Annotated in this window: 17 protein-coding genes and 1 pseudogene; 14 read left to right on the top strand and 4 right to left on the bottom strand. The window is 43.7% G+C overall.

Features of this window, described 5'->3' with window-relative positions:
• Positions 1-647 precede the first annotated feature (647 nt).
• The gene (locus AC1DWN_RS04970; RefSeq protein ID WP_477557832.1) at positions 648-4184 is read left to right on the top strand and encodes an AAA family ATPase; all 3537 of its coding nucleotides are present in this window, start codon (positions 648-650) and stop codon (positions 4182-4184) included.
• Positions 4185-4765: 581 nt separating this feature from the next.
• On the opposite strand, the gene AC1DWN_RS04965 is transcribed toward AC1DWN_RS04970, so the two are convergent.
• Positions 4766-5800, bottom strand: coding sequence for a YkvI family membrane protein (locus tag AC1DWN_RS04965; RefSeq protein WP_477557831.1), 1035 nt, complete (start codon positions 5798-5800; stop codon positions 4766-4768).
• Positions 5801-6078: 278 nt separating this feature from the next.
• On the opposite strand from AC1DWN_RS04965, the gene AC1DWN_RS04960 reads away from it, so the two are divergent.
• Positions 6079-7368: an ArsB/NhaD family transporter gene (locus tag AC1DWN_RS04960; protein ID WP_477557830.1), complete on the top strand. Its 1290-nt coding sequence runs from the start codon at positions 6079-6081 to the stop codon at positions 7366-7368.
• Between the two features lie 29 nt (positions 7369-7397).
• Here AC1DWN_RS04960 and AC1DWN_RS04955 read toward each other — a convergent pair whose 3' ends face one another.
• On the bottom strand, positions 7398-8105 hold the full coding sequence (locus AC1DWN_RS04955; protein WP_477557829.1) for a hypothetical protein: 708 nt from the start codon (positions 8103-8105) through the stop codon (positions 7398-7400).
• Between the two features lie 235 nt (positions 8106-8340).
• Here AC1DWN_RS04955 and AC1DWN_RS04950 point away from each other — a divergent pair, with 235 nt between their 5' ends.
• From AC1DWN_RS04950 to AC1DWN_RS04935, 4 genes are all read left to right on the top strand, one after another.
• Positions 8341-8910: a xanthine phosphoribosyltransferase gene (locus tag AC1DWN_RS04950; protein WP_477557828.1), complete on the top strand. Its 570-nt coding sequence runs from the start codon at positions 8341-8343 to the stop codon at positions 8908-8910.
• A gap of 83 nt (positions 8911-8993) precedes the next feature.
• The gene (locus AC1DWN_RS04945; RefSeq protein WP_477557827.1) at positions 8994-9314 is read left to right on the top strand and encodes a hypothetical protein; all 321 of its coding nucleotides are present in this window, start codon (positions 8994-8996) and stop codon (positions 9312-9314) included.
• Between the two features lie 104 nt (positions 9315-9418).
• Positions 9419-9643, top strand: coding sequence for a hypothetical protein (locus AC1DWN_RS04940; protein WP_477557826.1), 225 nt, complete (start codon positions 9419-9421; stop codon positions 9641-9643).
• Positions 9644-9724: 81 nt separating this feature from the next.
• Entirely contained in the window at positions 9725-10162 is a 438-nt protein-coding gene (locus AC1DWN_RS04935) for a TFIIB-type zinc ribbon-containing protein (RefSeq protein ID WP_477557825.1), read from the top strand.
• A 221-nt stretch (positions 10163-10383) separates the two neighbouring features.
• On the opposite strand, the gene AC1DWN_RS04930 is transcribed toward AC1DWN_RS04935, so the two are convergent.
• The gene (locus AC1DWN_RS04930) at positions 10384-10554 is read right to left on the bottom strand and encodes a hypothetical protein (RefSeq protein ID WP_477557824.1); all 171 of its coding nucleotides are present in this window, start codon (positions 10552-10554) and stop codon (positions 10384-10386) included.
• Positions 10555-10756: 202 nt separating this feature from the next.
• On the opposite strand from AC1DWN_RS04930, the gene AC1DWN_RS04925 reads away from it, so the two are divergent.
• Both AC1DWN_RS04925 and AC1DWN_RS04920 read left to right on the top strand, forming a co-directional pair.
• Positions 10757-12511, top strand: a complete 1755-nt coding sequence (locus AC1DWN_RS04925; protein ID WP_477557823.1) for an ABC transporter ATP-binding protein — start codon at positions 10757-10759, stop codon at positions 12509-12511.
• Positions 12495-14318, top strand: a complete 1824-nt coding sequence (locus AC1DWN_RS04920; protein WP_477557822.1) for an ABC transporter ATP-binding protein — start codon at positions 12495-12497, stop codon at positions 14316-14318. Before AC1DWN_RS04925 ends, AC1DWN_RS04920 begins: the two co-directional genes overlap by 17 nt.
• Before the next feature lie 126 nt (positions 14319-14444).
• On the opposite strand, the gene AC1DWN_RS04915 is transcribed toward AC1DWN_RS04920, so the two are convergent.
• Positions 14445-15635 carry an MFS transporter gene (locus tag AC1DWN_RS04915; protein WP_477557821.1) on the bottom strand — a complete coding sequence of 397 codons (1191 nt, stop codon included), beginning with the start codon at positions 15633-15635 and terminating at the stop codon, positions 14445-14447.
• 186 nt (positions 15636-15821) lie between these two features.
• Here AC1DWN_RS04915 and AC1DWN_RS04910 point away from each other — a divergent pair, with 186 nt between their 5' ends.
• The 6 genes and pseudogenes from AC1DWN_RS04910 to AC1DWN_RS04885 form a co-directional block, all read left to right on the top strand.
• Positions 15822-17930, top strand: a complete 2109-nt coding sequence (locus AC1DWN_RS04910; protein ID WP_477557820.1) for a methyl-accepting chemotaxis protein — start codon at positions 15822-15824, stop codon at positions 17928-17930.
• A gap of 297 nt (positions 17931-18227) precedes the next feature.
• Positions 18228-19364, top strand: coding sequence for a GntR family transcriptional regulator (locus AC1DWN_RS04905; protein ID WP_477557819.1), 1137 nt, complete (start codon positions 18228-18230; stop codon positions 19362-19364).
• A 396-nt stretch (positions 19365-19760) separates the two neighbouring features.
• On the top strand, positions 19761-21137 hold the full coding sequence (locus AC1DWN_RS04900) for an ABC transporter substrate-binding protein (protein WP_477557818.1): 1377 nt from the start codon (positions 19761-19763) through the stop codon (positions 21135-21137).
• A 96-nt stretch (positions 21138-21233) separates the two neighbouring features.
• Positions 21234-24167, top strand: a complete 2934-nt coding sequence (locus AC1DWN_RS04895) for an extracellular solute-binding protein (RefSeq protein WP_477557817.1) — start codon at positions 21234-21236, stop codon at positions 24165-24167.
• A 67-nt stretch (positions 24168-24234) separates the two neighbouring features.
• Positions 24235-25134 (top strand): carbohydrate ABC transporter permease, encoded by a 900-nt coding sequence (locus tag AC1DWN_RS04890; protein ID WP_477557843.1) that lies wholly within the window; start codon positions 24235-24237, stop codon positions 25132-25134.
• A gap of 5 nt (positions 25135-25139) precedes the next feature.
• Positions 25140-25426: pseudogene (locus AC1DWN_RS04885) on the top strand (carbohydrate ABC transporter permease); the annotation flags it as partial.

The raw sequence follows: 25426 nt of genomic DNA, 5'->3' as shown, positions 1-25426 counted from the left end.
CTTCAGACTCTACTAATTAAGTGAAATTTTCTTCCAATACGTAGACCCCTTTTACTGGAATGGGTTAGTAGGAGGGTATAAAGGTAGTGAGTGAGGGAAACTCACTGTTTAGTGAGGCTAATCTCATTAATTACAATTATTTTGGGGGCAGAACTCTGTAGTGTGAGGTAAACCTCATTCCCCGTGAGGGTAGCTTCATCGGTAATGAGGTATGCCTCACTAATTCGGACGGCGTGAAACAGATGCTTTTAAAATAGTGAACCTAACCTCACGCTTATGAAGATTGTCCTCACTATCCAATGAAACTCGAGCAGCCGGGTTGTTCAATTAACGACAATTTATTTAAAAAGTATATTTTCATGACAAAAGTATCATTCCAAAACAAAAATTCTTTTTCACATATAAAGTATCATTTCAATACAACATATTATTTTACAAATAAAGGATCATTCCATGAAAAAAATATCGTAAGTAGTAGTCCACCACAAACTCCTATCTGTATTTTCATTTGTAATTTTGGATGAAAAAGAAGATCCTCCTACGAAACTGGTGTAAAGCAATCGATCTACAATGGTTCAAGGAATCCCTTGCTCCATCTTTCTAAGGGAATTTGGCGAGGAAATAAAATTTTGGAGGAGGGAAGATTCGTGAAGCTTTTGGAAGCTGAGATTGACGGTTTTGGTCAGTTGTATGGGAAGCGGATACCGCTTGATGCGTCTGTTATTATCGTGTACGGACCAAATGAGGCTGGCAAAAGTACAATGTTTGGATTTATTAGGTCCATGCTGTATGGCTTTGCCAAACGGGGACAAGCTGTTGAACGGCAAGAGCCGGTTAATGGCGGCAAGCATGGCGGGCGATTGTTTTTTGTCGACCAGAAGGGCAATCAATATGTATTGGAACGATATGCTGCTGACGGCTCGGGTAAGCTTAAGCTTCGCGGATTGGGTTCTTTTGAGAAAGTGAAGGGGCAGTTTGAAGGAAAAGATGGGGCGTTAAAGTACGAGGGAGATGTCTCGGGAGCTTCTAACAATAAGAATACACCAAATAGCAGGTCAAATTCAGGAGAACAATTTGATCAGTTCACTGCAGATACTATTCTGACTCAAGCGGAGTGGGAACGAAGCTTCCTCGGGGGAGTTAGTGAACGGCTTTTCCGTCAATTGTTCGCGGTTACTCTGACGGAGCTGCAAGAGGTTGGTGCATTGTCCGGAGATGAGCTTGGCAGATACTTATACCAAGCGGGTTGGGATAGTGGAAAGGCTATCGCTGCTGCGGAAAAAAAATTAATGGTTGAAATGGAAGCGTTGTTTAAGCCGCGCGGAACGAATCAACAAATCAATCAGCAATTGAAAACGCTGGATGAGCTCGATACGGCTTTGCGAAAACGCACGGATGCAATAACGGCTTATAATGAGCTAACACAGCTGGCAGATGATCTTGAGCATTCCTTGCGAACTATTGATGCGGAGCTGCCTCTAAGAGAAGCGCGGCAGTTATTGATGAGCAAAGCTTGTTCAGTAAGACCTCTATGGATGAGGAAGCAAAAACTCTTGATGGAACGTCAAGCGGCAGCTTATCCGCCTTGTCTGACGTCTTATGAAGAGAAAAGCTGGGAAGATCAAATAAGGCAGCGTACAGAGCGGCGTGATGAGGTTGAGCAATATCGACAGAAGGTTTTGCTATTAGAGCTTCAACTACAAACGTTCAGCTATGACAAGAAGTTTATACATATAGCAGATGAAACGGAACAGTTGCTTCAGACGAGTGAAAGTATGCGTATGTTAAAGCTGGATAGCGCGGAGCTTGAAGCGGAGCTGCGCGAAAATGATGATGCGATTGCTCGTCTTGTAAGCAGTATAGCGCCGGAATGGACGGAACGACAACTACGTGAATTTCATGTGACTGTTGCAGATCGTGACTATGTGCGAAGCGCAAGGCAGCAGGAAACGGAAATTATGCGCACGGAGGAGCGGTTTGCGGCCGAGCTGGATTCACTCAAGCAGCAGGAACGAGATGCTGCTTATACTTGGGAAGAAGCGGAGCATGCAATAGAACGCGAGGCTAAGCGGCGAGAGCTCGAGAGCGAGAATGGGTTTGAGCTTCTGCCGCGCACGAGAGAAGCGCTGAAAGGGGCGTGGAACGCCCTTGATGCTGCACTACGCGAGTGGGAACTCGAGCGGGTGCGCGCTGCCAGCATCGCTGGCGCTGCCGCCGACGATAGTAAGGCGGGAGGCCGCGGTGCGGCAGCTGCGGGCCGAGGCGGAGCCGGGCCGATGTGGGCTGGAGCGGCGGGCGCAGGCGGAGCAGCGCTGGCGCTTGGCTTTGCTGCGCTGAGCGGGGCAGCCGCGGGCGAAGGTTTTGGCGCAGCCGGAATGGCTGCGTTGGCGCTGGCGGTAGCAGCGCTGGTGTTTGTTGTTGCGGCGCTGATGCGGAGCCGCAGCGTGAGGGATGTCGCAGAGGCTGCAAGCGGCGATGCGGTAAATGGAGCTGTTAGCCGTTCCACGAATGATGCTGCATATGCTGGAGCTAATCAATCGGATGGTCGAACGGCGTTCTCAGAGGGCAGCGGGCAGGAGCGGGCATCGACAGCTGGTGGACGAATGCGTACACGTTTAGGTGGTGTAGTATCCGTACGGGATACTGCAGCAGGTGAAGAACTAAGAGCACGCGAGCTAAAGGTATTTACGGCTTTAACATTGCTCGTAAGGGAGCCTAAGGAGGCGGCAGCGGTGTTAATTGCTGTACCGCTTGCTGCGCATACAAACCAATCAGCTGAGCATAAGCTCGCAGCTGAACAAGCGCGCACACAGCTGCGCGCTGCAGTCGACACCCGTCTCGAGGCGCTGCAAATCAGCCAGCGCCTCATCGACAACAAAAGCGAGCACGCGCGCCGAGTAGAACGGCTGCGCGCAGTGCTCGCCGAGCGCAGCGAGGCAGCTGCCGCCGCTGCGCAAACGAAACAAGCCGCCGCCCGGCAATGGGCCGGCTGGCTTGCAGCTCGCGCACTGCCGGCATCGATGTCGCCGTCAGCTGCGCTCGAAGCGTTCGAGCTTGCCGAGCAAGCTGTGCAGCGGCTGCACCAATATGATCGACTAGCGGCAAAAAAATCCGCTATCGACAAGCAACTAGTCGCCTTCGCTTCGCAGGCAGCTGCATTATGCGAGTGCTTCGAGGAAGCATCTCGTCAGCTTGCTGCTGACCCTGCGCTAGCTTTGCGGCTGCTGCACGCCGAGACACGCCGGCACGCAGCGGCCGAGCTTGAAGCGCACCGCATTGAAGCGCGGCGTGAAGAGCTGCTGCTTGCGCAGCAATCTTCGGAAGCGCGATTACAGGAGCTGCAAGCAGAGCTCGCTGCTCAAATGATTGCAGCTGGCTTAAATAGTGAAGCCGAGTATGAATTGGCACTTGAGCATCGTCGTATATCGGCGGTTATAGATATGGAGATTTCTCAGTTGAAATTAGAAATAACAGCAGGCATGTCTGAGCAACGAATTGCCGAGTTAGAGCAGTTATTTGCTGAAAGTGACGAGCAGCAGCTTCAGTCCATGCATGAAATGTCGTTAGCTGAGTTGACACAGCTCGAACAGCAGAAGCAGGCGCAGCTTGAGCAGCGGGGGAGATTGCAGCAATCACTGGATCATTTGCTGAGTGAAGAGGATCAGCAGCGTCTGATTACAATGAAAGAGATGACATTAACTCAGCTGGAAGCAGATGCAGAACGTTTTGCTGTACTCTCAATAAGTGCAGCATTAATTCGAAGGACAAAACGGGTATACGAGGAGGAGCGGCAGCCGGTTGTGCTGCGCAAAGCTTCCCAGTTTATTGATCAGCTGACGAATGGAAAGTACAATCGCGTGCTGACCACGCCCGGAGAGCCAGGTATTCGTTTAGAATCTTCAGAACGGCGACTGGTTGATAGTGGGCTGCTTAGCCGCGGAACGGCAGAACAGCTGTACTTGGCCATGCGATTTGCTTTGGCGGAGGAGGCTTCGCAAACTGTGAAGCTTCCGCTTTTACTCGATGACGTATTCGTAAACTTTGACCGAGGCCGCCTACAAGCAGTAACGAAGCTAATTGCCGAACTCTCGAATGATCGGCAAATAATTGTCATGACCTGCCACGAGCATGTACGAGATAGCTTGCTTAAGCAATGCCCCAGTGCGATGCTCATCCAAATGTAAATGCGAGCAATTAGCCGTTATGTAGCCGTGCTCTCGAATGATAGACAAATAATTGTGATGACCTGCCACGAGCATGTACGAGACAGCTTGCCTAAGCAATGCCCCAGTGCGATGCTCATCCAAATGTAAATGGGTGCGAAGCTGAGCAATTAGCTCTTATAGTTGTTAAGCTCTTAGTCAGCAAATACTCATCCAAATGTAAATGGGTGCGAAAGCTGAGCAATTAGCTCTTATAGTTGTTCAGCTCTTAGTCGCAAATACTCATCCTATCCAAACACGAAATGAGATTCCATTCCTGTTGTCTTATTTACTTTACGAACTAATTTCAATATTTGAAATTAAATGAGACCGCAAATGGGTGAGCGGCGATTTAGTGTCAGTGGATGAACTTAATGGATGGGTTAGCTCGCTCAGTGTCCTCTTACCACTGAATTAGCTGCAAATTCTGAAACTAATTCGTCTTAAAACCTACAAAGAATATCATTAGTTTCACAATCTGAAATTACTGATATTCTTTGCATCATAGCCGCAAGCTGAACATGTAATTTTATCATGATAATCTAAACTGCGATATTCTATCCCTATGCCACACGCTTCCGAATAATAAGAATGAGCCATCCAAAGCTGATTACACCAAATAGCGGGTAAAGCGTTGAGAGAAGTGGGCCAAAGCCAATCTGGCTAGCTAGGTAACAAACAAAGAGCACCATTATAGTCAGCACACTGCGGGGCAATTTGAAACGTTCTTGCAATTGAAGGGTAAGGCCATAGATATCAGCGATGAGTGTGGTGAAAATTTCGGCGAAAATGAGGAAAACATAGATAAACTGGATGCTTTGTCCAAGCTGCTTGGCAATGCCCCCCATTGGAATTGAATATTGCTGAATGCCGGGCATATGAACCGATAGAGCGATATGACCTGCCAGCAGCATGAAGCCAATTCCAATACTGCCGACCCATGAACCCGCAATGATAACTTTACGATCTTGAATTTGAGATCCTAGCGGTACAAGCACAGCCTGTGACATTGACAAGTTGAAAGCAGTATATAGAAACGGTGCAGCCCATGCTGCCCACGGAGAATAGTCACTTTTGAGTGTCAAAAACTTATCTGCGCCGGGTGTTTGAAAAGTATTAATGATGATGAACACTGTGAAAATCAACATAATTGGCACAACGATAGCATTAACCGTAAGAATGGCACTCATCCCTTTGCGAAGCAAAAAATAACAGGCGACCACCGTGATAAGCAGCCCCGATTGATAGGATATATTCCAATGCTCATAAAAAATAGTGCCTGCTCCAGCCAGCATAACGGCGGTTACACCCAGCAGGATAACGAGCATAAAGTGACTGATTAATCGGCCATACTTGTCACCGAATAACGCTTTGTTTAAATCCTCGTAAGATTTGGCCTTGATATCGCTGGCAATGAGCATCATCTTTGTTCCAAGCCAGATGAACAACACCGTAGCTAGCATAATCGTGAAGGAGCCCCAATAGCCGAATCTTGTGAAAAATTGTAAAATTTCTTGTCCAGTGGCAAAGCCAGCGCCAACAATTGTTCCAATGTAGGTTGATGCAATTTGCAATACCTTACCAAAACGTTTCCACATCGTCTTCCGTCCCCCGTTCGATAACCCATCTCTATTAAGATGGTATGTCCGAAGGAGGACAGGCATGACATTTTTACATAATCACTTGTATATTTACATAATCTTGTTCGTTTACATAGTAGCTTATTCGATAACATAATCTTGTTCGTTTATATAGTAGCTTATTCAATTACTTAATCACTAATTGTTTTACAAAGTAACTCGTTTATTTACGTACTAACTTCTTTTTCGCATAATAATTCACCAATTACAAAGAAGGTTTGTTAGGAGCTTCCGACATGTCTATTGTCATTTCAGTATCTGTTTTTATTGCAGCACTAGGATTCATATTGTTTAAACCGAAAAAGATAAATGAGGCATTTATTGCCCTTATCGGGGCTGTCCTTTTATTTGCTGCTCAACTGCTCAAGATCGAGGATGCTGCGTATATTTGGGGATTTGTATGGAATGCAACATTTTCACTGATCGGGATTATGATTTTTACAGCTTTACTTGATCAAAATGGTTTTTTTCGTTGGGCTGCGTTACATATCGTGAAGAGGTTTCATCATCGACAGCTGCAGCTATTTATCGGCTTGTCGCTGCTTGCCGCACTCATTACTGTTTTCTTCAATAATGATGGAACTATTCTCATTATGGTACCAATCGTACTCGAAGTAACATCACTGCTTAAGCTATCGCGGAGTGGACGACTTATTTTTTTGCTAGGTATTGGCTTTATGGCAGATACGGCAAGTGCTCCGTTAATGATGAGCAACTTAACCAACATTTTGACAGCCGACTTCTTCCACATTCCATTCGGGGAATACGCATCGCGTATGCTTCTGCCTGGAACACTAGCTATCGCCGCAACTATTTGTGTGACGTGCTGCTATTTTTGGAAACTCATTAAACAGGAAGAAGGCCGAGAACAAGCGCCGGAATTATTCCCGGAGCCTGCTTCGGCCATTGGTGATAAAAGATTATTTCGGATCTCTTGGATCATTATTATACTTATGATGGCAGGCTATCTTGGCTCTGAAAAAATAGGAATACCGGCAGCTGCAGTAGCTCTTAGTTGTGCAGTTGTACAATGGATAGCTTCGGCAGCAGCAGGTCGTGCTCCATTTAAACAAACGATACTGCAGGCTCCTTGGTTAATTATCGTATTTGCCTTGTCGATGAATTTAATTGTCTATAGCTTACATGTTCATGGCGCAGTAGCTTGGCTTCCTGCGGCTATTTCACCACTTACGGACAAAGGGGAATTAATTGGCATACTAGGCTCAGGTGCTTTGTTTGCTTTTATCGCATCAATCATTAACAACTTGCCAGCTGTACTTATTTCCTCACTTGCTATTGAGCAGGTAAATGGTCCCGCTTATTTACCCTATGCAAGCTTGATAGGTACTTCAATTGGAGCTAAGCTAACGCCCATGGGATCGTTAGCCACGTTATTATGGATCCAATTGGTAAGGAAGGGTGGTATAACGATCAGTTGGCGGGAATATACGAAATATGGTCTTTTACTTACCATTCCGATCTTAGTAGTCGCTTTGTTTGGATTGTGGCTGTTAGACTGGTCTTAGTTACTCACTCTGTTTAGCAGCTTAGGTTATTAACTCTCCTTCAGGAGCTTAATCGAAACGATCTGATCATGCTCGGGATCCAAGTCAAGCTTGAGAAAGGCACCCTCAGCAATGTAAGTCAGCAGGAAGGTCGTTTGTGTTGTTGGTTTGCCTAGCGTCATTATCGCTTGATCAGGAGTATCTCCGATTTTTAAGCTGCTCAAGCCAGTAGCAACCTTCTTGCCATAGACTTCTATGTAATGAATCGATTTATGCTCATCGAACCCTACGGCGAAGCCATCATATTCTAGTACCTCAATTGTCACGTCTTCCTCTTCAAACTTATAGCGATCTTTTTCCTTGCCAAATAGCTTTGTAACACTTTTGGAGCTGTCACCGATTGCCATACCGTTTAATTTGGGAAGGGTTTGAGACCATTTTGAGGTATTGCTTTCGATTTCAACATTTGCTTTGTCTTTGTCACGGAAATTCGACAATTCCGCATTTGTGTCATTTGTAGTATCTGCTTTATTAATATAAGGTTCTTGCGAGCTTGTGTTGGCTTTATCTTCGATATATGTTTTTTGAGGACTATCAGCCTCTTCTACTAATGGATCATTATTCATGCTTGTATGGGTAGAATACGGTTCTTCTGACGGAGTCTTAATTGCTGTTTGACAGCTAGCAAGAATGAGAATCAACAAGGTTGCGATTAGCATTCGTGCTGCTTTGTTTTTATTTTCCATAAAAGGCATCATCAATCGTTCTCCCTTCTGTAAAAGCTTATCTTTTAATGTGATGGCCTGTTTTATTCTCTCTATTTGAGACGCTTAATAAAGGGTAAAAGTTGCTATTTTTTTAACATTAGTTTGAAAATATTACCTAGATATACAATGATTTATTTTGATTATAAAAGATGCCTTCGATAAGGTTGCACTTTTTGCCTGACCTATGGTACGTTAACCAAAAGGATTTTGGTGGAGGTTATGAAAGATGGATAGATTAAAACAACGTATTTTGGCAGAATCATCCGTATTGTCAGATAATGTGCTTCGAATGGACACACTGCTCAATCAGCAGGTGGATCCAGCTTTGACAATGGAAATGGGACAAGAATTCGCAAAGCGATTTGTGGAAGACAGAATTACGAAGGTTATTACGGTGGAATCATCAGGCATTCCTTCTGCCTTCGCAACTGCGTATACACTTGGAGTACCGTTAGTATTTGCTCGTCGTAAAAAGACGCTGCTTGCTGATCCGGATGCTTACTGCGAGCGTGTGCCATCTTTTACAAAAGGAATGGTAACTGATATTCTTGTATCCAAGCAGTTTTTAAGCAAAGACGATCGTGTGCTTTTCATTGACGATATTATTGCAAACGGCGATGCCGCTCGCGGACTTATTAAAATAATCGAGCAATCAGGCGCGACATTGGTCGGTTTAGGTATTGTAGTGGAAAAATCGTTCCAAGCAGGTGGCAGAACGTTAAGGGAACAGGGGATTAGAGTGGAACCGCTCGTGCGAATCTCATCATTAGATAATGGTGAAATTACATTTGAGTAACAAATTCCAGTACAATTACTCTTTTCCCATCCGACATTATCGCTTATAATGATACAGAAGTGATCGAGGGGGAGGCACAAGTTATGGGGGAAATGTCTGCTGATTTTATGTATGCGAAGCTGACTGCTGCTAAAATTCATTTTGAACGTGCACTAGATTGCAAACATACGGAATTTGATGATTTATATCCTTATATGATTGAGCACCCACAGTTTTTCTGGTACAAACGTTACGTGGCTTGGTCGGAGCTGCTTACAATTGTGAAACTGTCCGACGAATTATCTATTGAATGGCGTGAACAATTTACAGACCGGCAAAGCGATTATATTAGTAAACGTGTAATGTCATCACGTGTTCTTGATGAATGGTTTGAAACGAATGACGCCAAAGAGCATGCTGGCTAATGATTGTATAGACGGCCATGTCGCATAATGAAGCGAGCCTCAATGATTTGCGCAAGCAATCATTGAGGTTTTTCAAAATATAAGAAGCAGCAGGAGGGATTTATTTGATTAGCGAAGAACAATTGGATCAGTTCCGCTTAAGCGGTGAATCCGTCAGAGTAGTAAGAGATGCCATCGAAAAAAATGATGTAGTTGGAATTGTTGTTGCTTGGGATGACTCGACTGTTGTCATTCGCCGGCCAAATCGTCGTGTTGTGAAGGTAAGCCGAGAACATAGTTATACCTTTGCGTCGGAAGAACGTATTAATCTCTTTGAGGATGCTACATAATCTGCATGGCTTTAAAGATCGTAATAGTCTAACTAGATAGATCAATTGTTTCTAAACTTCAATATACAAGGAGTGATTCAAATGAAATGTCCAGTATGTGATAACGTGCGTATGCGTGAGGTCGTTAAGGATGATGTGCTTATTGATGTATGTCCCGATTGTAAAGGGGTATGGCTTGATCGAGGTGAGCTGGATAAGCTAATGCAAGGCTTGAGAAGTATGCAGCAAGAGGTTGATAGTATGGAGCAGCAGACAAATAATATGTCGACATCTGGCAGTCAAGCCCCGCCATTACAGTCACAACAAGACTCACAGCCTCAACAGCATTATCAACAACCACAACAGCAGTACCAACAGCCACAGCCTCAACAGCAGTACCAACAGCAGCAACAACCCTATCAATCTCAAGGGTTTGGACAACAAAACTACGGCCATGACAAGCACGGTTACGATAAATACGGCCGTCCCTACAAGAAGAAAAAGACGGTTTTGGACGTCTTTGGAGATTTGTTTGATTGAGGATAGTTTTAGATCATAAACTAAATCGCAAGAGCCTCGATCCTTAAGGGAAAGAGGCTCTTGCTCTGTAATTACAAATGATTAAATTTGTTGACAGCATACAAATTGATGTCGATAAAGGCTACCTCGGATTAAGTGGATCTACTGCTCGCAGAGGGTTCCTTTTCTTAGAGAGGCTGCTTTCCCGTTATATAGTAACGTTAAAGCAGCCTCGTTGTTATTTAAATTTCATCTTTAGATATACCATTTAAACTAGGGACATAATCGGCAGCTTTATTGCTTGTCAACGACTGAGCTTCTTCAGTGAAATTAGCGTGATTCTGTTGATTGTCTTTCTTATCTGCACGATTATCTGCGCGGTCCATCTTGGGATCAGCGTCATTTTTGGGCATGACTTACACCTCCATCTTCTCACACATAGTATGAGAAGATGGTTTTCATTTTATCCCAGAGGTTCTGAACTAACGCATTGGCTTGGATTTAATTGATCTTCAGTAGAGTTAATAAATCGTCGGTGATCATCCGTTGACCGGAAAGTGGTGTATAATGGGAAAAATGGTTCAATTCTGAACAGGGAGGGGACGTGATATTCTTTTGAAACAACAAAGGTTGTTGGCTGATTTTTTTAAAGAGACCTGGCATATTTATTTTTTTTCAATCTTGTTTCATTTAATAGCGAATAGCATTAATGTGCAGTTTCCTAAGGTGCTTGGCGACTTTACTAATTCACTTGAAGCGGGACAATTATCAAAGGCTGATGTTGTGAACTATAGTTGGTTGCTGCTCGGGATAGGGGCGGGTTTTGCCCTTATTGGAGGGTTAGCGCAATATTTGGTCATGTATGTCGGTCGATTATTCGAGTTTATGACTCGAAGAAGGCTATTTAATCATTTCACTGAATTAAGCGAAAGCTTCTATTCGAAAAATGGTGTAGGCAAACTACTCAGTTACTTTATGAATGATGTGACCTCTGTACGGGAATCGATCTCGATGGGCGTGAACCAGACGGCTGGGGCATCGATCCTTTTAGTCGCTACGGTCACGATGCTGCTGCTTAGTGATATTCCTGTTTACTTAATTGTCGCATGCATCATCCCCTTACTTCTCATTCCTATCATCGTCATAAAATTTGGACCTATTATCCGTAAGCGCTCTCTAAAGGTTCAAGAGTCGCTTGGAGCGATGACGGAGTCAGCTGAGGAGCAGTTCGGCGGCATTCGTGTAACCAAAAAGTTCGCTGTAGAATCGATTATGAATCGCAGATTCGGTGAGACGGTCGACCTTATTCGTGACAATCAGCTGCATCTTGTGCGTGTCTCCTCTTTCTTTCAAGCGTTAATCCCTTTTCTCGGTTCGCTCTCGCTTATTATCGGACTGACGCTTGGCGGCTATCTGACCATTACGAAGGAGATATCACTCGGCAGCTTTGTTGCGTTAATGTTCTATATTCGGATGCTGATGAATCCGCTGCAGCAAATCGGCAACGTTATTAACACGATGCAGCGGTCACGGGCTTCGCTGGAGAGGCTGAATGAATTATTAAGCAAGAAGCCGGATATTAAGCAACTAAAGGATGCGCTTGCTCTCGATTTTCAGCATGCAGGCATACATATTCATAATCTATCCTTTTCATACGAGGATACGACGAAAGAAGCTCTTCGTAACATCAGCTTGGACATCAAATCCGGAACGACAGTTGGCATCGTGGGAAGAACGGGAAGCGGGAAGACTACCTTAATGAAGCTTCTGCTACGTACGTATGACCCACCACCTGGAACGATATGGTTCGACGAGACGGACATACGGGATCTTACATTAGAGAGCCTGCGCAATCAGATTGCATATGTGCCGCAGGATGGCTTTCTGTTCAGCACAACAATTAGGGAGAACATCGCATTTTATCGGAGGGATGCAACGCTTGAGGAAGTAGAAGAAGCTGCTAAGGAAGCTCAGATTTATAACAATATTATTGAATTTCCTAATCGTTTTGAAACGAAGCTCGGAGAGCGTGGCATAACATTGTCAGGCGGACAACGACAGCGAACTAGTCTGGCGCGAGGCATTATTAAGAAGTCGCCTGTCATGATTCTTGATGATAGCGTTAGCGCTGTTGATGCGGTTACAGAAACCGGCATTATTGAATCTATACGTGCGATTCGGAAAGGGAAGACGACGATTTTGATTGCGCATCGAATTAGCGCATTAAAGCATGCCGATGAAATTATCGTCATGGATGAAGGAGAGATCGTTCAACGGGGCACACATGAGCAATTACTCGCTCAGCATGGACTGTATGCCACTCTCCACGCCATTCAAGAGGAGGGAAGTCAGCATGCCGCAGGCCATTAAAAACTGGCAAATGGATCAGAAAGCTGAACTTAATGGGCCAGCTGTCAAGCCCAAGTATATATCTACCTTTCGAGTATTATCAAAGTATATTAAGCCGCATCGTTTAGCTTTTATTGGCGTGTTCTTCAGTACGATTATTGCTATCGCTGCCGAGCTGCTGCAGCCCTTTCTTGTAAAAATCGCGATTGATGACATTCTAATGGCTGGCAAAGACTATAGCGGGCTACTCGTTATCGGCGGCATCTATTTAATACTGTCCTTATTGAGTCTGCTATTTACTTATATACAAAATAATTTGTTGCAATACGCAGGTCAAAGCATCGTTGCGAAAATTCGTAAACAGCTGTTCGAGCATATTTCGAAGCTGTCGATGTCCTATTTTGACAAGGTGCCCAGCGGAAGTCTTATAACACATGTTTCAAGTGATACTGAAGCTTTGAATCAGTTTTTCAACCAAGTTCTGTTAAGCTTGCTGCGAGACGGGATGACACTTCTCTTCATTATTGTGCTTATGTTTCAGCTGGATGTCACTTTAACACTGTATTGCTTGATTTTGCTGCCGATTATCGCGTTGATTGCTATTGCATTTCGATCGTACATGCGCAAAACCTATCAAATGGCTCGAACTCGTTTGTCTCGTCTCGTAGCGTTTGTTGCGGAAAATTTATCAGGTATGAACCTGATTCAAGTGTTTCACCAAGAGCGGGAGCAGGGGAAGCAATTCACTGAGCGTAACAATTCCTATTTTCAAGCCAATGTGCGTGAGATTCGTACTAACGTGCTGTTTAATCGATCCTTTGAAGTTTTAAGTAATATTTCAATTGCTTTAGTAATTTGGCTAGGGGGATCGGCAGTTCTTGATTCTGCGCTGGAGTTTGGTGTGTTGTATGCATTTATTACTTATATTCGCCAGTTTTTTCAACCGATTAATAATATAACTCAGCAGTGGAATACACTGCAAGCGGCATCGGTCGCTGTGAATCGAATCTGGGGCATTTTTGCGATAGAACCAGAAGTGAAGGATAATTCAGTAACGAATGAAATGATGGTATCGGACGTAGAAGGAAGGATTGATTTCAATCAGGTTTCCTTTGCCTATAATCCTGAAAGCCCAGTTATTCGCAATCTCGACCTCCATATTGAAGCAGGGAATATGATCGGTATCGTAGGTACGACCGGGGCGGGCAAGAGCTCGTTAATTAGCTTGTTATGCCGTTTTTATGATGTGCAGCAGGGAAGTGTACTAATTGATGGAACGGATATTCGTGAAATACCACAAGCTTCACTGCATAGAATAGTTGGCCTTGTGCAGCAGGAGCCATACTTATACTCGGGTTCGATTCTTGATAATGTGCGATTGTTTGATGAGACTATTTCCAGGGAATCGGTTATTCGTGCTTGTGAATTTGTTGGTGCGGATACGTTGATTTTGCAAATGAAAAATGGATACGACACGAGACTCTCTGAACGAGGCAGTGGTTTATCTGCGGGGGAGAGACAGCTTATCTCGTTTGCTAGAATTATTGTGTTTGAGCCAAAAATATTAATTTTGGACGAGGCGACAGCAAATCTCGATTCACATACGGAGCGGCTTATTCAATCAGCACTGCAGCTTGTTTCTGTAGGAAGAACGACGATAGTCATTGCTCATCGATTGTCAACGATCATGCAGGCTAACCGCATATTGGTCATGAAGAAAGGTAAGATTATCGAATCCGGTACTCATACCGAGCTGCTAGAGCTTGGAGGCTATTATGAAGAAATGTACCGCCACTCGCAGGGGAGCACGATGACTGAGGCCGGATAAACGAATGGATGCTAACTGGAATATAGTTGATGACACGAACAAATTTTTGAGTGGCTTGTTTATGAGACAGACAGAAAAGGGTTGAACAGGATTAGACTCCTGTTCAACCCTTTTTACATTTCCAGACTATATGGATGATTGTTTTGTAACGGACGATTTCCGATTGCCTACTTTCCAGAAGATTAAACCGAACACGACCATACATAGAAACGCGATGAACGAATTGTACATAAACACGCGGCGAATTCCAAAGCTAGCCGTTGCGATACCACCAGCGAAGCTTCCAATTATACGCGCTATACCAAGGTTCATTAGTCCATTGAACGTTTGGCCGCTCGCCTTTAACTCCTTAGGCACTTCTTGATTAATGTAAGTTGCCATCGTTACAGACAGGACGATAAAGATTAGGCCATGCAGCGCTTGTACCGGAAGCACCCAAAGTGGCGCGTCGATGAAGGAAAAAAGATACCATCGCAGTGCGGTTGCCGCAGCGGCACCTAATAAAATATAAGGAATTTTCACACGTTTGAATATTTTATCAGCAAATAATAAAAAAGGGATCTCACTGAGTGATGAAATAACCATTGACCACCCGAGCATAATGTTATCTCCGCCTAGATCCTTGAAATACATCGGAAAAAACGAATAATAATACCCAAGAGTAATTTGCAGTATGAAATTTATACTGAAATAGAGCATTAACATCCGGTTTCGGAACAGTACAAAAAAGGATATCTTCCTTCCCTGCGACTGATGACCTTCCACCTTAGGGAATCTTAATACTAGCAAGAAGGACACCACTATAATGCTAGAGTATACGGCAAATAATGAGCCAATATGGTTTTTGGAAATAATACCGAACACAAGCGACATTACAGCGAATCCGATCGTCCCTCCCATACGAATATGCCCGAAACTGCCAGATTTTTTCTTGTCCAATACTTCTAATGTTATGGTGTCGCTTATGGCAAAGATAGAGGTTTGAAAAAAAGTAAAGATACAAATCATCAATAATAGATAAGTAAACTCGTTAGACAAAGGGTACAAAATCATCGTAATACCGCAGCCTGCAAGTAAAATAAGCAGGATGATATTTTTCGTTTTAGCCCGGTCACCGAGTGAACCCCAGAGCGGCTGTGCCAGAATCGCAACAAAAGGACCTAAACTAAGCAACGTCCCGATTTGTATAGCAGAGAAGCCGATATCTTGGAAATATACGGGCAGGAAGGTGCCGTAAACTGCATTTCCAGCATAAATAAACACGTAAAAAAACAAAAAATAATTTAAATTGGCCGTTAATGGACTGCTATTTTTCATTGAAACACACACCTCTATACGAATCGTTATAATCTTGCATTATACGGAATTATATGACAAAAGGATAGAGTAATAATCAACAAACACTTGATTAACCTAGCAATTTTAATATAGGTAAATATACCTATAATAATCATGTAGTAATTTGTCGATTAATGTCATAACAAACTAAATGGAGTTGAGCACATGGAACTGTATAGGAAGCTTTCATTAACAGTAAAATTTATTGCAGTAGTTGGTTTATTCATTGGAATCGTGTTTTTCTCCATTTTGCTTATTAATCTTCAACAGTTAAAGGAAATAAGCTTGAATGATGGGGAGCTTACAGCGCAAATAGCGGGTAAAGAATATGCTAAACAATTTGAAAATACGATCGTACGGATGGATTCATCTATGAAGGCACTATCTGAGATATTATTAGAGTCAACAAAGCATCAGAAGCTCTCTCGTGAGGATGTAGTCTCTTTATTAAAGGGAATGCTGAAGCAGCATCCTGAGGCTTTGGGAATCTATACACTATGGGAGCCTAATGCATTTGATCAAAACGATCTAGCGAATGTGAATAAAACTCTCTATGATGATGACACAGGTCGATTCATTCCTTATGTGATCAGGCAAGGCGATAAAATGATCGTAGAACCGTTGAAGAACTATGAGAAACCAGGAGAAGGTGATTTTTATCTTTTGCCTAAATCAAGTAAGCAGGTTGCATACTTGGAGCCTTATTCTTATGAAGCAGCGGGTGAGCAGAAGCAAATGATGTCAGTCATCCAGCCGTTACTGGATGAGTCAGGACGATTCCTTGGAATTATCGGGATAGATCTTTCTTTGGAATATTTACAAGAAGAGGCAGAGAAATATTCGCCAATGGGTGGATATGTTTCACTCATAACTGCTAGCGGTATATACGCTGCCAATCCAAACAATACTGAGTCTGTTCTTCAGCATTACGGCGATTCTCCTGAAAAGGCTACATTGTGGGAACAGGTGAAAAGCGGGAAAACATTAAACGATTACACATTGAATTCCAAAGGGGTTCAAGTATTGCGAGTCTTCGAGCCTATAGTGATGTCTGGTAGTGATCAGGTTTGGTATACACAAGCATCCGTTGAAAAAGAGACGATTTTGGCGAAGTATACGAAAGCTAAGAGTGACGCAATTATTGCGGTGGTAATAGCGATGTTTGTATTAGCTGTTATTATGTCCTTACTCATATGGAGGATGGTAGTGTCCCCTCTTCGTGTACTAACGGATAAGCTTCAACTAATGGCAAAAGGCGACCTGACCCAGCAGTTGCAAGTTCATTCAGGTGATGAGTTTGGAAAGATGTCTGGTCATTTCAATGAAATGACTGATAAGCTCCGAGGAATGTTCTCACTCGTGGCAGACTTGTCAATGGCAGTTGGAGCGACCTCTCAGCAGCTAACGGCAAGTGCCGAACAGACTGGGAAAGCGGCTGAAACCATTGCGGAATCTATTTCACGGGTAGCCGAAGGAGCTGAGCAACAAAATGATTATGCTTCGGAATCTTCTCAAGCTATGAATGAAATGACGCTTGGAGTGCAGCGTATTGCAGATTCCTCGTCTGCTGTATCGGAATCCACGCATGAGGTTGCCGAACAAACGAAACAGGGCAGCATTCAGCTGCAAGAAGCGGTTTCCAAGATGGCGGAGTTGGAACAGTCCGTAGAGGAGACGGGAATTGCGATTGTGCGGCTAGGTGAAAGATCTGTTGAAATCGGTGGAATGATAGATCTCATAACAAATATTAGTGCGCAAACTAATCTGCTTGCAATCAACGCAGCAATCGAGGCCTCTAGAGTAGGCGAGCATGGCAGAGGCTTTGCAGTTGTTGCAGCAGAGATCCGTAAACTGGCAGATCAAACGAAAAATGCAGCGGTGCAAGTGACGGGACTCGTAGAGCATGTGCGTGTCGACACAAAAAAAGCTTCTCAGGCTATGGCTGTTGGTAGTGAGAAGGTACAGCAAGGGGTTAGAAGTGTTACGGAGAGCGGCGAGTTATTCCATTCTATTCTTGAGGAAATAAATCTAGTAAATGGCCAGATTCAAGAGGTGTCCGCTGCAGCCCAGGAAATGACGGCTAGCACAGAGCAAATATCAGCTAGTGTTTCCCAGCTTGCTGATCTAGCATCGGATGCTTCGTCTGATGCTCAGAGCGTTGCCGCAGCCTCCGAGGAGCAGCTTGCATCTATGGAGGAAATTTCATCTTCAGCAGAAGCACTAAGCAATATGGTGCAGGAGCTGCTGGAGAAGCTGTCTTATTTTAAAATATAAGCTCGCTAATAAAGGTTTTGTGGAAATGTATGGGAAGGCTATGATAACTTGGAAAGTTAATAGATAATCTGATATAATTGGACCATATGAAAGAACTTCTCTTGTTATGCTATAGGACTGTTGGAKTGAAAAAAAGGGGATGAAGATTGTCTTTGGACTAGTCACATTCCCTTTTTTTGCATAAAGTGAAGGTCTTTTAGCATGGGATGCATATTAATATAACAACATTGGTTATTAGAGGCCGACTTGTATGGTTGACTTTTCATATACTTGAAAATTTGATATACTTAATTTACGATGAACAAAGTAGAAAAGGGGCTAGTTATGCCGAAAGATGTCAGACCGTTGTATAGTAGGATATACAAGGATTTGAAAAACAAGATTGAATCAGGGGAATATAAGGTGGAAGAACAGCTTCCAACTGAAAATGATCTCGCTGAGATGCACGGAGTAAGCAGAATCACTTCGAAACGCGCACTTATAGAGTTGGAGCGTGACGGGTTGATCTATCGAAAAAGGGGAAGCGGCAGTTTTGTCAAAAGAATAGACAACCGTACACCTCCGGCAATCTCCGAGAGCAAGATTATCTCGATGATTTTGCCATATGCGGCCTCGAATAGTCTTTTAGCTTATATTCATGGTGCGACGGAGTACTTGGACGATAAGGGATATTATCTTACGATCCATTCGAGCAACTGGAGYACTGAAAAAGAGAAAGAACTCATATATAGTCTGCCTAAGCGCGGTATCTCGGGCATCATACTATACCCAGTAAGTACGTTAAAGAATCTTGATGCCGTTTATTCGCTCTACATGAACGGACAGCCGATTGTGACAATCGACCAGTATTATGACAATGTCCCAGTAGGAAGTGTAACGTCTGATAATTTCAAAGGCGGTTACATGGCGACATCTAAGCTTATTGAACTAGGACATAGATCTATTGCCTTTATATCAAGTATTAATCTACAATATAGAACCTCCGTCAGAGATCGATTTTACGGTTATTGTAAGGCGCTGAAGGATGCAGATATTCCAATTGATGGGGAAATTGTGGTTGATGATTTTATGGAAATATATGAATCCCCAGAAAAATTGAATTTCATTCAATCGCTAATAGATCGTTTGCTTGATAGAGGTGTTACTGCGATTCAAGCAGAGCATGATCATTTGGCTGTAGACCTTGTGCGCACAGCTATTGAACGGAACGTAGCGGTGCCGAAAGAGCTGTCTATTGTAGGTTTTGATAATCATGAGATTTCCGCAAACATCGAAATACCGATTACGACGATAACACAAAATTTTTATGAAATCGGCAAGCAAGCAGCCGCGATGCTTGTTGATCAGATTAATAATGGAAACGTACAGAAGCATAACAAGTTAGAGATTGACGTGGAATGGGTTGCTAGGCAAACAACTGGTCCTGCCAGTTAGGGTTGTATAGAATTTTTCGAGTACTCGCTGAGAAGCGGGTACTTTTTTTGTCTCAGCTTCTTCTAATTTTCATCGTTGCTATATGGCTTATAGGTGTCTTTCAGGTATAGCTTTAACATCAGTGAAAGTATATCTAATGTTAAAAAACGAAAATTTGTTATGCCAACATATTTACATAAAACAAAAAAACAAATATAATGGGATCGAATCCCTGATAGTTGATATATCTAATTATTCTAGCGGGGTACGGACTTTCTTCTCGCTTTGCAAAAGACGGGAAGGTTTCCAAAGTGTGAATGCGCTTACAGCTGAGGGGGTGAATCGAGGCAAGCAAGGAAAGGCAAGGGCTAATCATTTGAAGTGCATTCTAAATTCCAATTAAAAAGGGGTAATCGCATGCCAAAATTCAAAGCGCTTAATTTATTTTCTATCATCCTTGTTTTCGCACTTGTTTTCACAATTGTAGGTTGTAGCGGTAATAACGGTAATAAAGAAGGAGAAACTCCTGCGAATACAGCGACAGCAACGCCGGCGCCTGAAGAAACGAAAGCACCTGAAGAAGAAGCTATCGACATGGGTGGCAAGCCGATTAAGATTGCGGCATGGTGGAACGCTGACCCGCGCGCAGTTGCAGAAGCGGATCGCGATGCTTATAACCAAAAAGAGATTGAAGTTATTGAACAGGTTGAGAAGAAATACAATACAAAAATTGAGTTTGTAACACTCGACTATAACCAATACGTTGAGCAATTCACTACAACATCCTTAGCAGGTGATCCCTTTGCAGACATCGTCCGCTTGGAATTGTTCTGGGCGTTCCCGAAGCTTGTAAAAGACGGCTTCATAGCTCCATTTGAGGATTACATTACGATCGACAAAGATAAGGTACCAGCTTGGATGATCGAAGGTGGTACGTTTGATGGCAAACAATATGGGCTTACAGAGAGCTCCCCTTCAGGTTTTGGCGTGTGGTATAACAAAACATTATTCCAAAAGTTAGGTCTTGAAGATCCTTATGAATTGCAGAAAAAGGGTGAATGGACTTGGGATAAATTCGYTGAAGTCGCGAAAAACGCTACGAAAGATTCGGATGGCGACGGTAAACTGGATACAGTTGGTTTGAGCGCTGGACATCAAGATCTTTACAATATGTATGTTTATTCGAATAACGCTTCGGTAGATACAGCGGAAGACGGTTCTTCGAAAGTTTCGATTGACAGCCCGAACGCGATGGAAGCTGCACAAGCTTTCTATGACTTGTACAATACTCACAAAGCGGTTGATACAGCCGGCCAGAAATTTGTGGATGGCAAAGTGGCAATGACGCTGCATTTCACGTGGGAAGTTGACAACTTTAAGAAAAACATGACGGACGAGATTGGCTTTGTGTTCTTCCCGAAAGGCCCGAAAGCAGAGAAATATACAACTTTTACGCCGTTTGGAAACATGTGGACTGTAGCGAAAATGTCCAAGAATGCGGAAGTGGCTGCTAAAATAATGGATGAAATAACATTGTGGAGACCAGCTTATCCAGATGTTCAGGAGATGGTCAATGAATCGCAGCAAGCAACATATCCTTCTGCTGAAATTGTAGACACTGTAAGAGAAATGGCGAAAAATGTAGAGTACATGAGTTACAACGTTTTACCAGAAGCTGGTACTATTCTTACTGAAGCTACTAAGAATATGGCTGAAGGAAAAGAAACACCTGCTACGGCAATTGAGAAGATCAAGCCGTTATTGGAATCTGCAATGAAGCAAATTTTGGAGTAACTCTGAAGTAAGTATCATTTAACGCTCTCATACGATGCACCTTCATGCCATTGTGTTGAAGGTGCTCGTGTAAGAGGACGGAGAGGGGAGCTTCAATTGCGCCAGTCATTCAACATTAAAAAATATGTAGCGATCTGCTGTTCAGCAGCGTTGGCCATAGGTTTATTGGCGATTGCGCCGCCGGCATCAAGCATTGAGGCAGAAGAGAAGACTATCGGGACGGGTGAATCATCACTGGCGATCGAGGAGACGTTTAGTGCAAACGGATATGACCGTTATCTCGATGGATACATAAATGAGGCCAAGCCAAAGCAAGTCATTCGAGTTGAAGCTGAACATTATGAGAAAGTTGAAGGAATGGAAGCTGCGCCATTCGAGGATGGAAGCGGGAAGAACGGAAGTGCCGTGCTTGCAGACGAGTCAGGCACAATTAGCTGGAAGCTCGAAGTGAAGAACGCGGGGCTCTACAACATCAAACTACGTTACTTCAACATATCAGGGAAAAATTCGGATATTGAGCGAGAGCTTCGAATTGATGGGCGTAGCCCGTTCGCAGAGGCGAATAGCGTTTTTTTGCAAAGAGCTTGGAAGAGTGAAGATAGTGAAATTAAACGAGATAACCGTGGTAACGACATTCGTCCAGATCAAGCGGAAGAGTCAATCTGGCAAGAGGCTACACTTCGGGATATAACTGGTTATTATGAAGAGCCTTATTATTTTTATTTAAGTGAAGGCATTCATACTCTGTCATTAACCTCATTGAAAGAGCCAGTAGTTATCGATTGGATCGAACTATTTCAGACGGAGAAGATGATTGATTATAAAGATCAATTGGACGTATATAAGCAGAACGGCTATGAGGAAGTTTCCAATGCTTTCGTCAAATTGCAAGCTGAAGACGCTGTACTAAAGTCGAGCTCAACACTATATCCGATCATGGACCGTTCACCTACATCAGAGCCCTATCATGCGTCGAAAATGCGCATGAATGCGATTGGCGGTACGAATTGGAGAATGCCTGGTCAGTGGGTAGAGTGGGAAATTGAAGTACCCGATACCGGTTTATATCAAATTGCAATGAAAAGTAAACAAACGGCAAATAGAGGACTTTCATCAACAAGGGTACTATACGTTGACGGGAAGATTCCATTTAAAGAAGCTAGCAGGCTTTCATTCGATTACAGTGGCGATTGGCAAATGAAAGTAGTTGGCTCGGAAGAGAAGGAGCCTTATTTGTTCTATTTAACGGAAGGGAAACACCGTCTGCGGATGGAAGTTACGCTCGGAGAGCTTGCTCCGATATTACGGACTGTAGAATCCAGTGTATTAGGGCTGAATTCACTTTACCGTAAAATCATTAGCTTTACTGGTGTGGTACCGGATCCATTCCGGGACTATCAATTAGAGAAACGGATTCCTGAGTTAATAGACGAGTTGGTTCAACAAAGTAAGACGATTAAAGAGGTTGCTTCGGTACTTCAAGGGTTTGACGGTAAAGCGAGCGAACGGACAGCGTTGCTCCAAACATTATCGTACCAATTGGATGATATGGCTAAAAACCCGGATACGATTCCGTCACGCTTGGAGTCTCTCAAGACGAATGTAGGTGCGCTCAGCACATGGATGATGCAGGCGAAGGAACAGCCGCTGGCTTTGGATTATCTTCTTGTCACATCGCCTGGTGCAGATTTGCCGAGAGCGAAAGCGACTTTTTTCGAAAAGATTGTCCATGAGAGTACATCATTCTTATCGTCTTTCTTCGAGGATTACAGCAGCATTAGTACAGCAGAAAATGAAAATGGAAAAGAAGCTATTTCTGTATGGGTACTATCAGGGCGAGACCAAGCTCAAACCATAAAGAAAATGATCGACAATGATTTTACATCGGACACGGGCGTTCCGATTAATCTTCAGCTTGTATCCGCTAATGTGCTGCTGTCCGCAACGCTTGCAGGTAAAGGTCCAGACGTGGCGATACAGGTGGGTAACGATGTTCCGGTAAACTTTGCGATGCGCGGCGCGCTCCAGGATTTATCCGTATTCGAAGATTTTAATGAAGTAATTAAACGGTTCCAACCGAGTGCGATGGTTCCCTATCAGTATTTAGGTGAATATTTTGCGCTGCCAGAGCAGCAAATATTTCCAGTTCTGTTCTATCGAGAAGATATTCTTCGTGAACTCGGGCTAAAAGTTCCTGACACGTGGCAAGACGTTTATAACATGATCCCAGTGCTGCAAAAGAATAACTTGCAGTTCGGTATGCCGCAGGCTTCGCTTGATGCATCTGCAGTAACTGACCAGATGCCGCCAAATCCGGCCTATACGATGATGCTGAATCAGAGCGACGGTGAATTGTACCAGAATGATGGAAAAACCAGTGGGCTTGATACCGAAGTGTCCATCCAGGCGTTCCGAAAGTGGACTGAATTGTATGCGAACTATAAGCTGCCGATTACGTTTGACTTCCCGAACCGATTTAGAACGGGGGAAATGCCGATAGGTATTGCGGATTATTCGACATACAACCATTTAAGCGTCAGTGCGCCAGAGATCCGAGGTTTATGGGATTTTGCTCCAGTTCCAGGGGTTCGTTCGGATAATGGAGAGGTGCGCCGCGAAGCTCCAGGTCGAGGATTCGGTACCGTCATGTTTAAAGGTGCTGAGAATAAACAAGATGCATGGGAATTTATGAAGTGGTGGACGGCAAAAGAGGCTCAGGTGGATTTTGGTCTTGAGATGGAAGGACTGCTGGGCATATCCGCTCGATACCCTACCGCAAATATTGAGGCACTCCAGGAGCTGCCTTGGCCAACAGCCGACTTAAAGAAACTGATCAATCAATGGAACTGGGTAAGGGGAATTCCGGAAGTTCCGGGAGGTTACTTTACTGGCAGACATTTAGACAATGCTTTCCGAAGAGTTGTTTTACAAGGGGATGACCCTAGGGAGACGATTGATCAATACGTCCGATTTATTAATGAAGAAATTACGATCAAACGAAAAGAATTCGGGCTTCCAATAGAGAAATGAGGGGATTCTTATTCAAAGCACAACTCGTGAACGTTCCGCAGTGAACGTGCAGCCCCAGCAAAAGTCGATGAAGCTGAAAACTTTATTACTAGATGTAAAGTTAAACAAGCATTCGTATATTTTATTGGCGCCGTTTTTTATCATTTTTTTCCTATTTACTGCGCTTCCGGTCGTGATGTCCCTATCGCTTAGCTTTACGAACTTCAATATGCTTGAATTTCCGCGGTGGACCGGATGGGACAATTATGTACGGTTATTCGTCAAGGATGATGTGTTCCTAATCGCTTTAAAGAACACGTTTTTATTCGCTGCGATTACTGGTCCTCTCAGTTATATAGCTTGCTTTATTTTCGCATGGCTCATCAATGAGTTGCCTCCGAAGATTAGGGCTCTCATCACGCTAATTTTATACGCACCATCCATTGCAGGAAATGCGTTTATGATTTGGCAAATTATGTTTAATGGAGACTCGTATGGGTACTTCAATTCATTCTTAATGCAGTGGGGTTTTATATCGGAGCCGATTCTTTGGCTTCAAGATCCTAAGTATATGCTTGGAATTGTTATGCTCGTACAGCTTTGGTTAAGCCTAGGAACCGCTTTCCTTGCCTTTATTGCTGGTCTCCAGGGTATTGATCAGACGTTGTTTGAGGCAGGGGCTATTGATGGGATTCGAAATCGATGGCAGGAGCTTTGGTTTATCACGCTCCCATCCATGAGGCCACAGCTCATGTTTGGAGCGGTGATCCAAATAACGACCTCGTTCGCGGTTGCCGAAGTTAGTATGTCTTTGACGGGTTTCCCAAGTACGGATTATGCAGCGCATACAATTGTTACGCATCTAATGGACTATGGTACCATCCGTTTTGAGATGGGATACGCTTCGGCTATAGCCACTGTACTATTTGGGCTTATGATTGGAATGAATCTTATAACTCAGCGGCTTTTAAAGAAAGTGGGTGAATAAGCACAATGTTTCTACGGTGGTTGTTGCCTAAGCGTATAAATCGTTCGATCAGTGTAGACATTTTACTTTTTCTAATGATCGGTTCTGTAGCTGCCTTCATGGCCTTGCCGCTTGTCTTTGCCATAAGCAACGCATTTAAGCCTATGGATGAAATCTTCGTGTTTCCACCACGGTTTTTTGTTAGAAATCCGACGTTGGAAAACTTTTTTGACTTGCTGCATCTGTTTAGTGATTCCTGGATCCCGTTTTCCCGGTACTTATTCAATACGTTTTTCGTTGCAGTATTAGGAAC

The sequence above is a fragment of the Paenibacillus sp. P4_A7 genome, from assembly GCF_056402455.1.
Note: the sequence above shows the minus strand (reverse complement) of the source record. Positions and strands in the feature narration are given on the sequence as shown.

What these genes read in the sequence shown, in the direction of transcription:
- AC1DWN_RS04890 (WP_477557843.1), top strand. Translation starts at nt 24,235, where the DNA reads ATGAAGCTGAAAACTTTATTACTAGATGTAAAGTTAAACAAGCATTCG.
- AC1DWN_RS04920 (WP_477557822.1), top strand. Translation starts at nt 12,495, where the DNA reads ATGCCGCAGGCCATTAAAAACTGGCAAATGGATCAGAAAGCTGAACTT.
- AC1DWN_RS04915 (WP_477557821.1), bottom strand. Translation starts at nt 15,635, where the DNA reads ATGAAAAATAGCAGTCCATTAACGGCCAATTTAAATTATTTTTTGTTT.
- AC1DWN_RS04965 (WP_477557831.1), bottom strand. Translation starts at nt 5,800, where the DNA reads ATGTGGAAACGTTTTGGTAAGGTATTGCAAATTGCATCAACCTACATT.
- AC1DWN_RS04935 (WP_477557825.1), top strand. Translation starts at nt 9,725, where the DNA reads ATGAAATGTCCAGTATGTGATAACGTGCGTATGCGTGAGGTCGTTAAG.
- AC1DWN_RS04910 (WP_477557820.1), top strand. Translation starts at nt 15,822, where the DNA reads ATGGAACTGTATAGGAAGCTTTCATTAACAGTAAAATTTATTGCAGTA.
- AC1DWN_RS04945 (WP_477557827.1), top strand. Translation starts at nt 8,994, where the DNA reads ATGGGGGAAATGTCTGCTGATTTTATGTATGCGAAGCTGACTGCTGCT.
- AC1DWN_RS04955 (WP_477557829.1), bottom strand. Translation starts at nt 8,105, where the DNA reads ATGATGCCTTTTATGGAAAATAAAAACAAAGCAGCACGAATGCTAATC.
- AC1DWN_RS04950 (WP_477557828.1), top strand. Translation starts at nt 8,341, where the DNA reads ATGGATAGATTAAAACAACGTATTTTGGCAGAATCATCCGTATTGTCA.
- AC1DWN_RS04930 (WP_477557824.1), bottom strand. Translation starts at nt 10,554, where the DNA reads ATGCCCAAAAATGACGCTGATCCCAAGATGGACCGCGCAGATAATCGT.
- AC1DWN_RS04960 (WP_477557830.1), top strand. Translation starts at nt 6,079, where the DNA reads ATGTCTATTGTCATTTCAGTATCTGTTTTTATTGCAGCACTAGGATTC.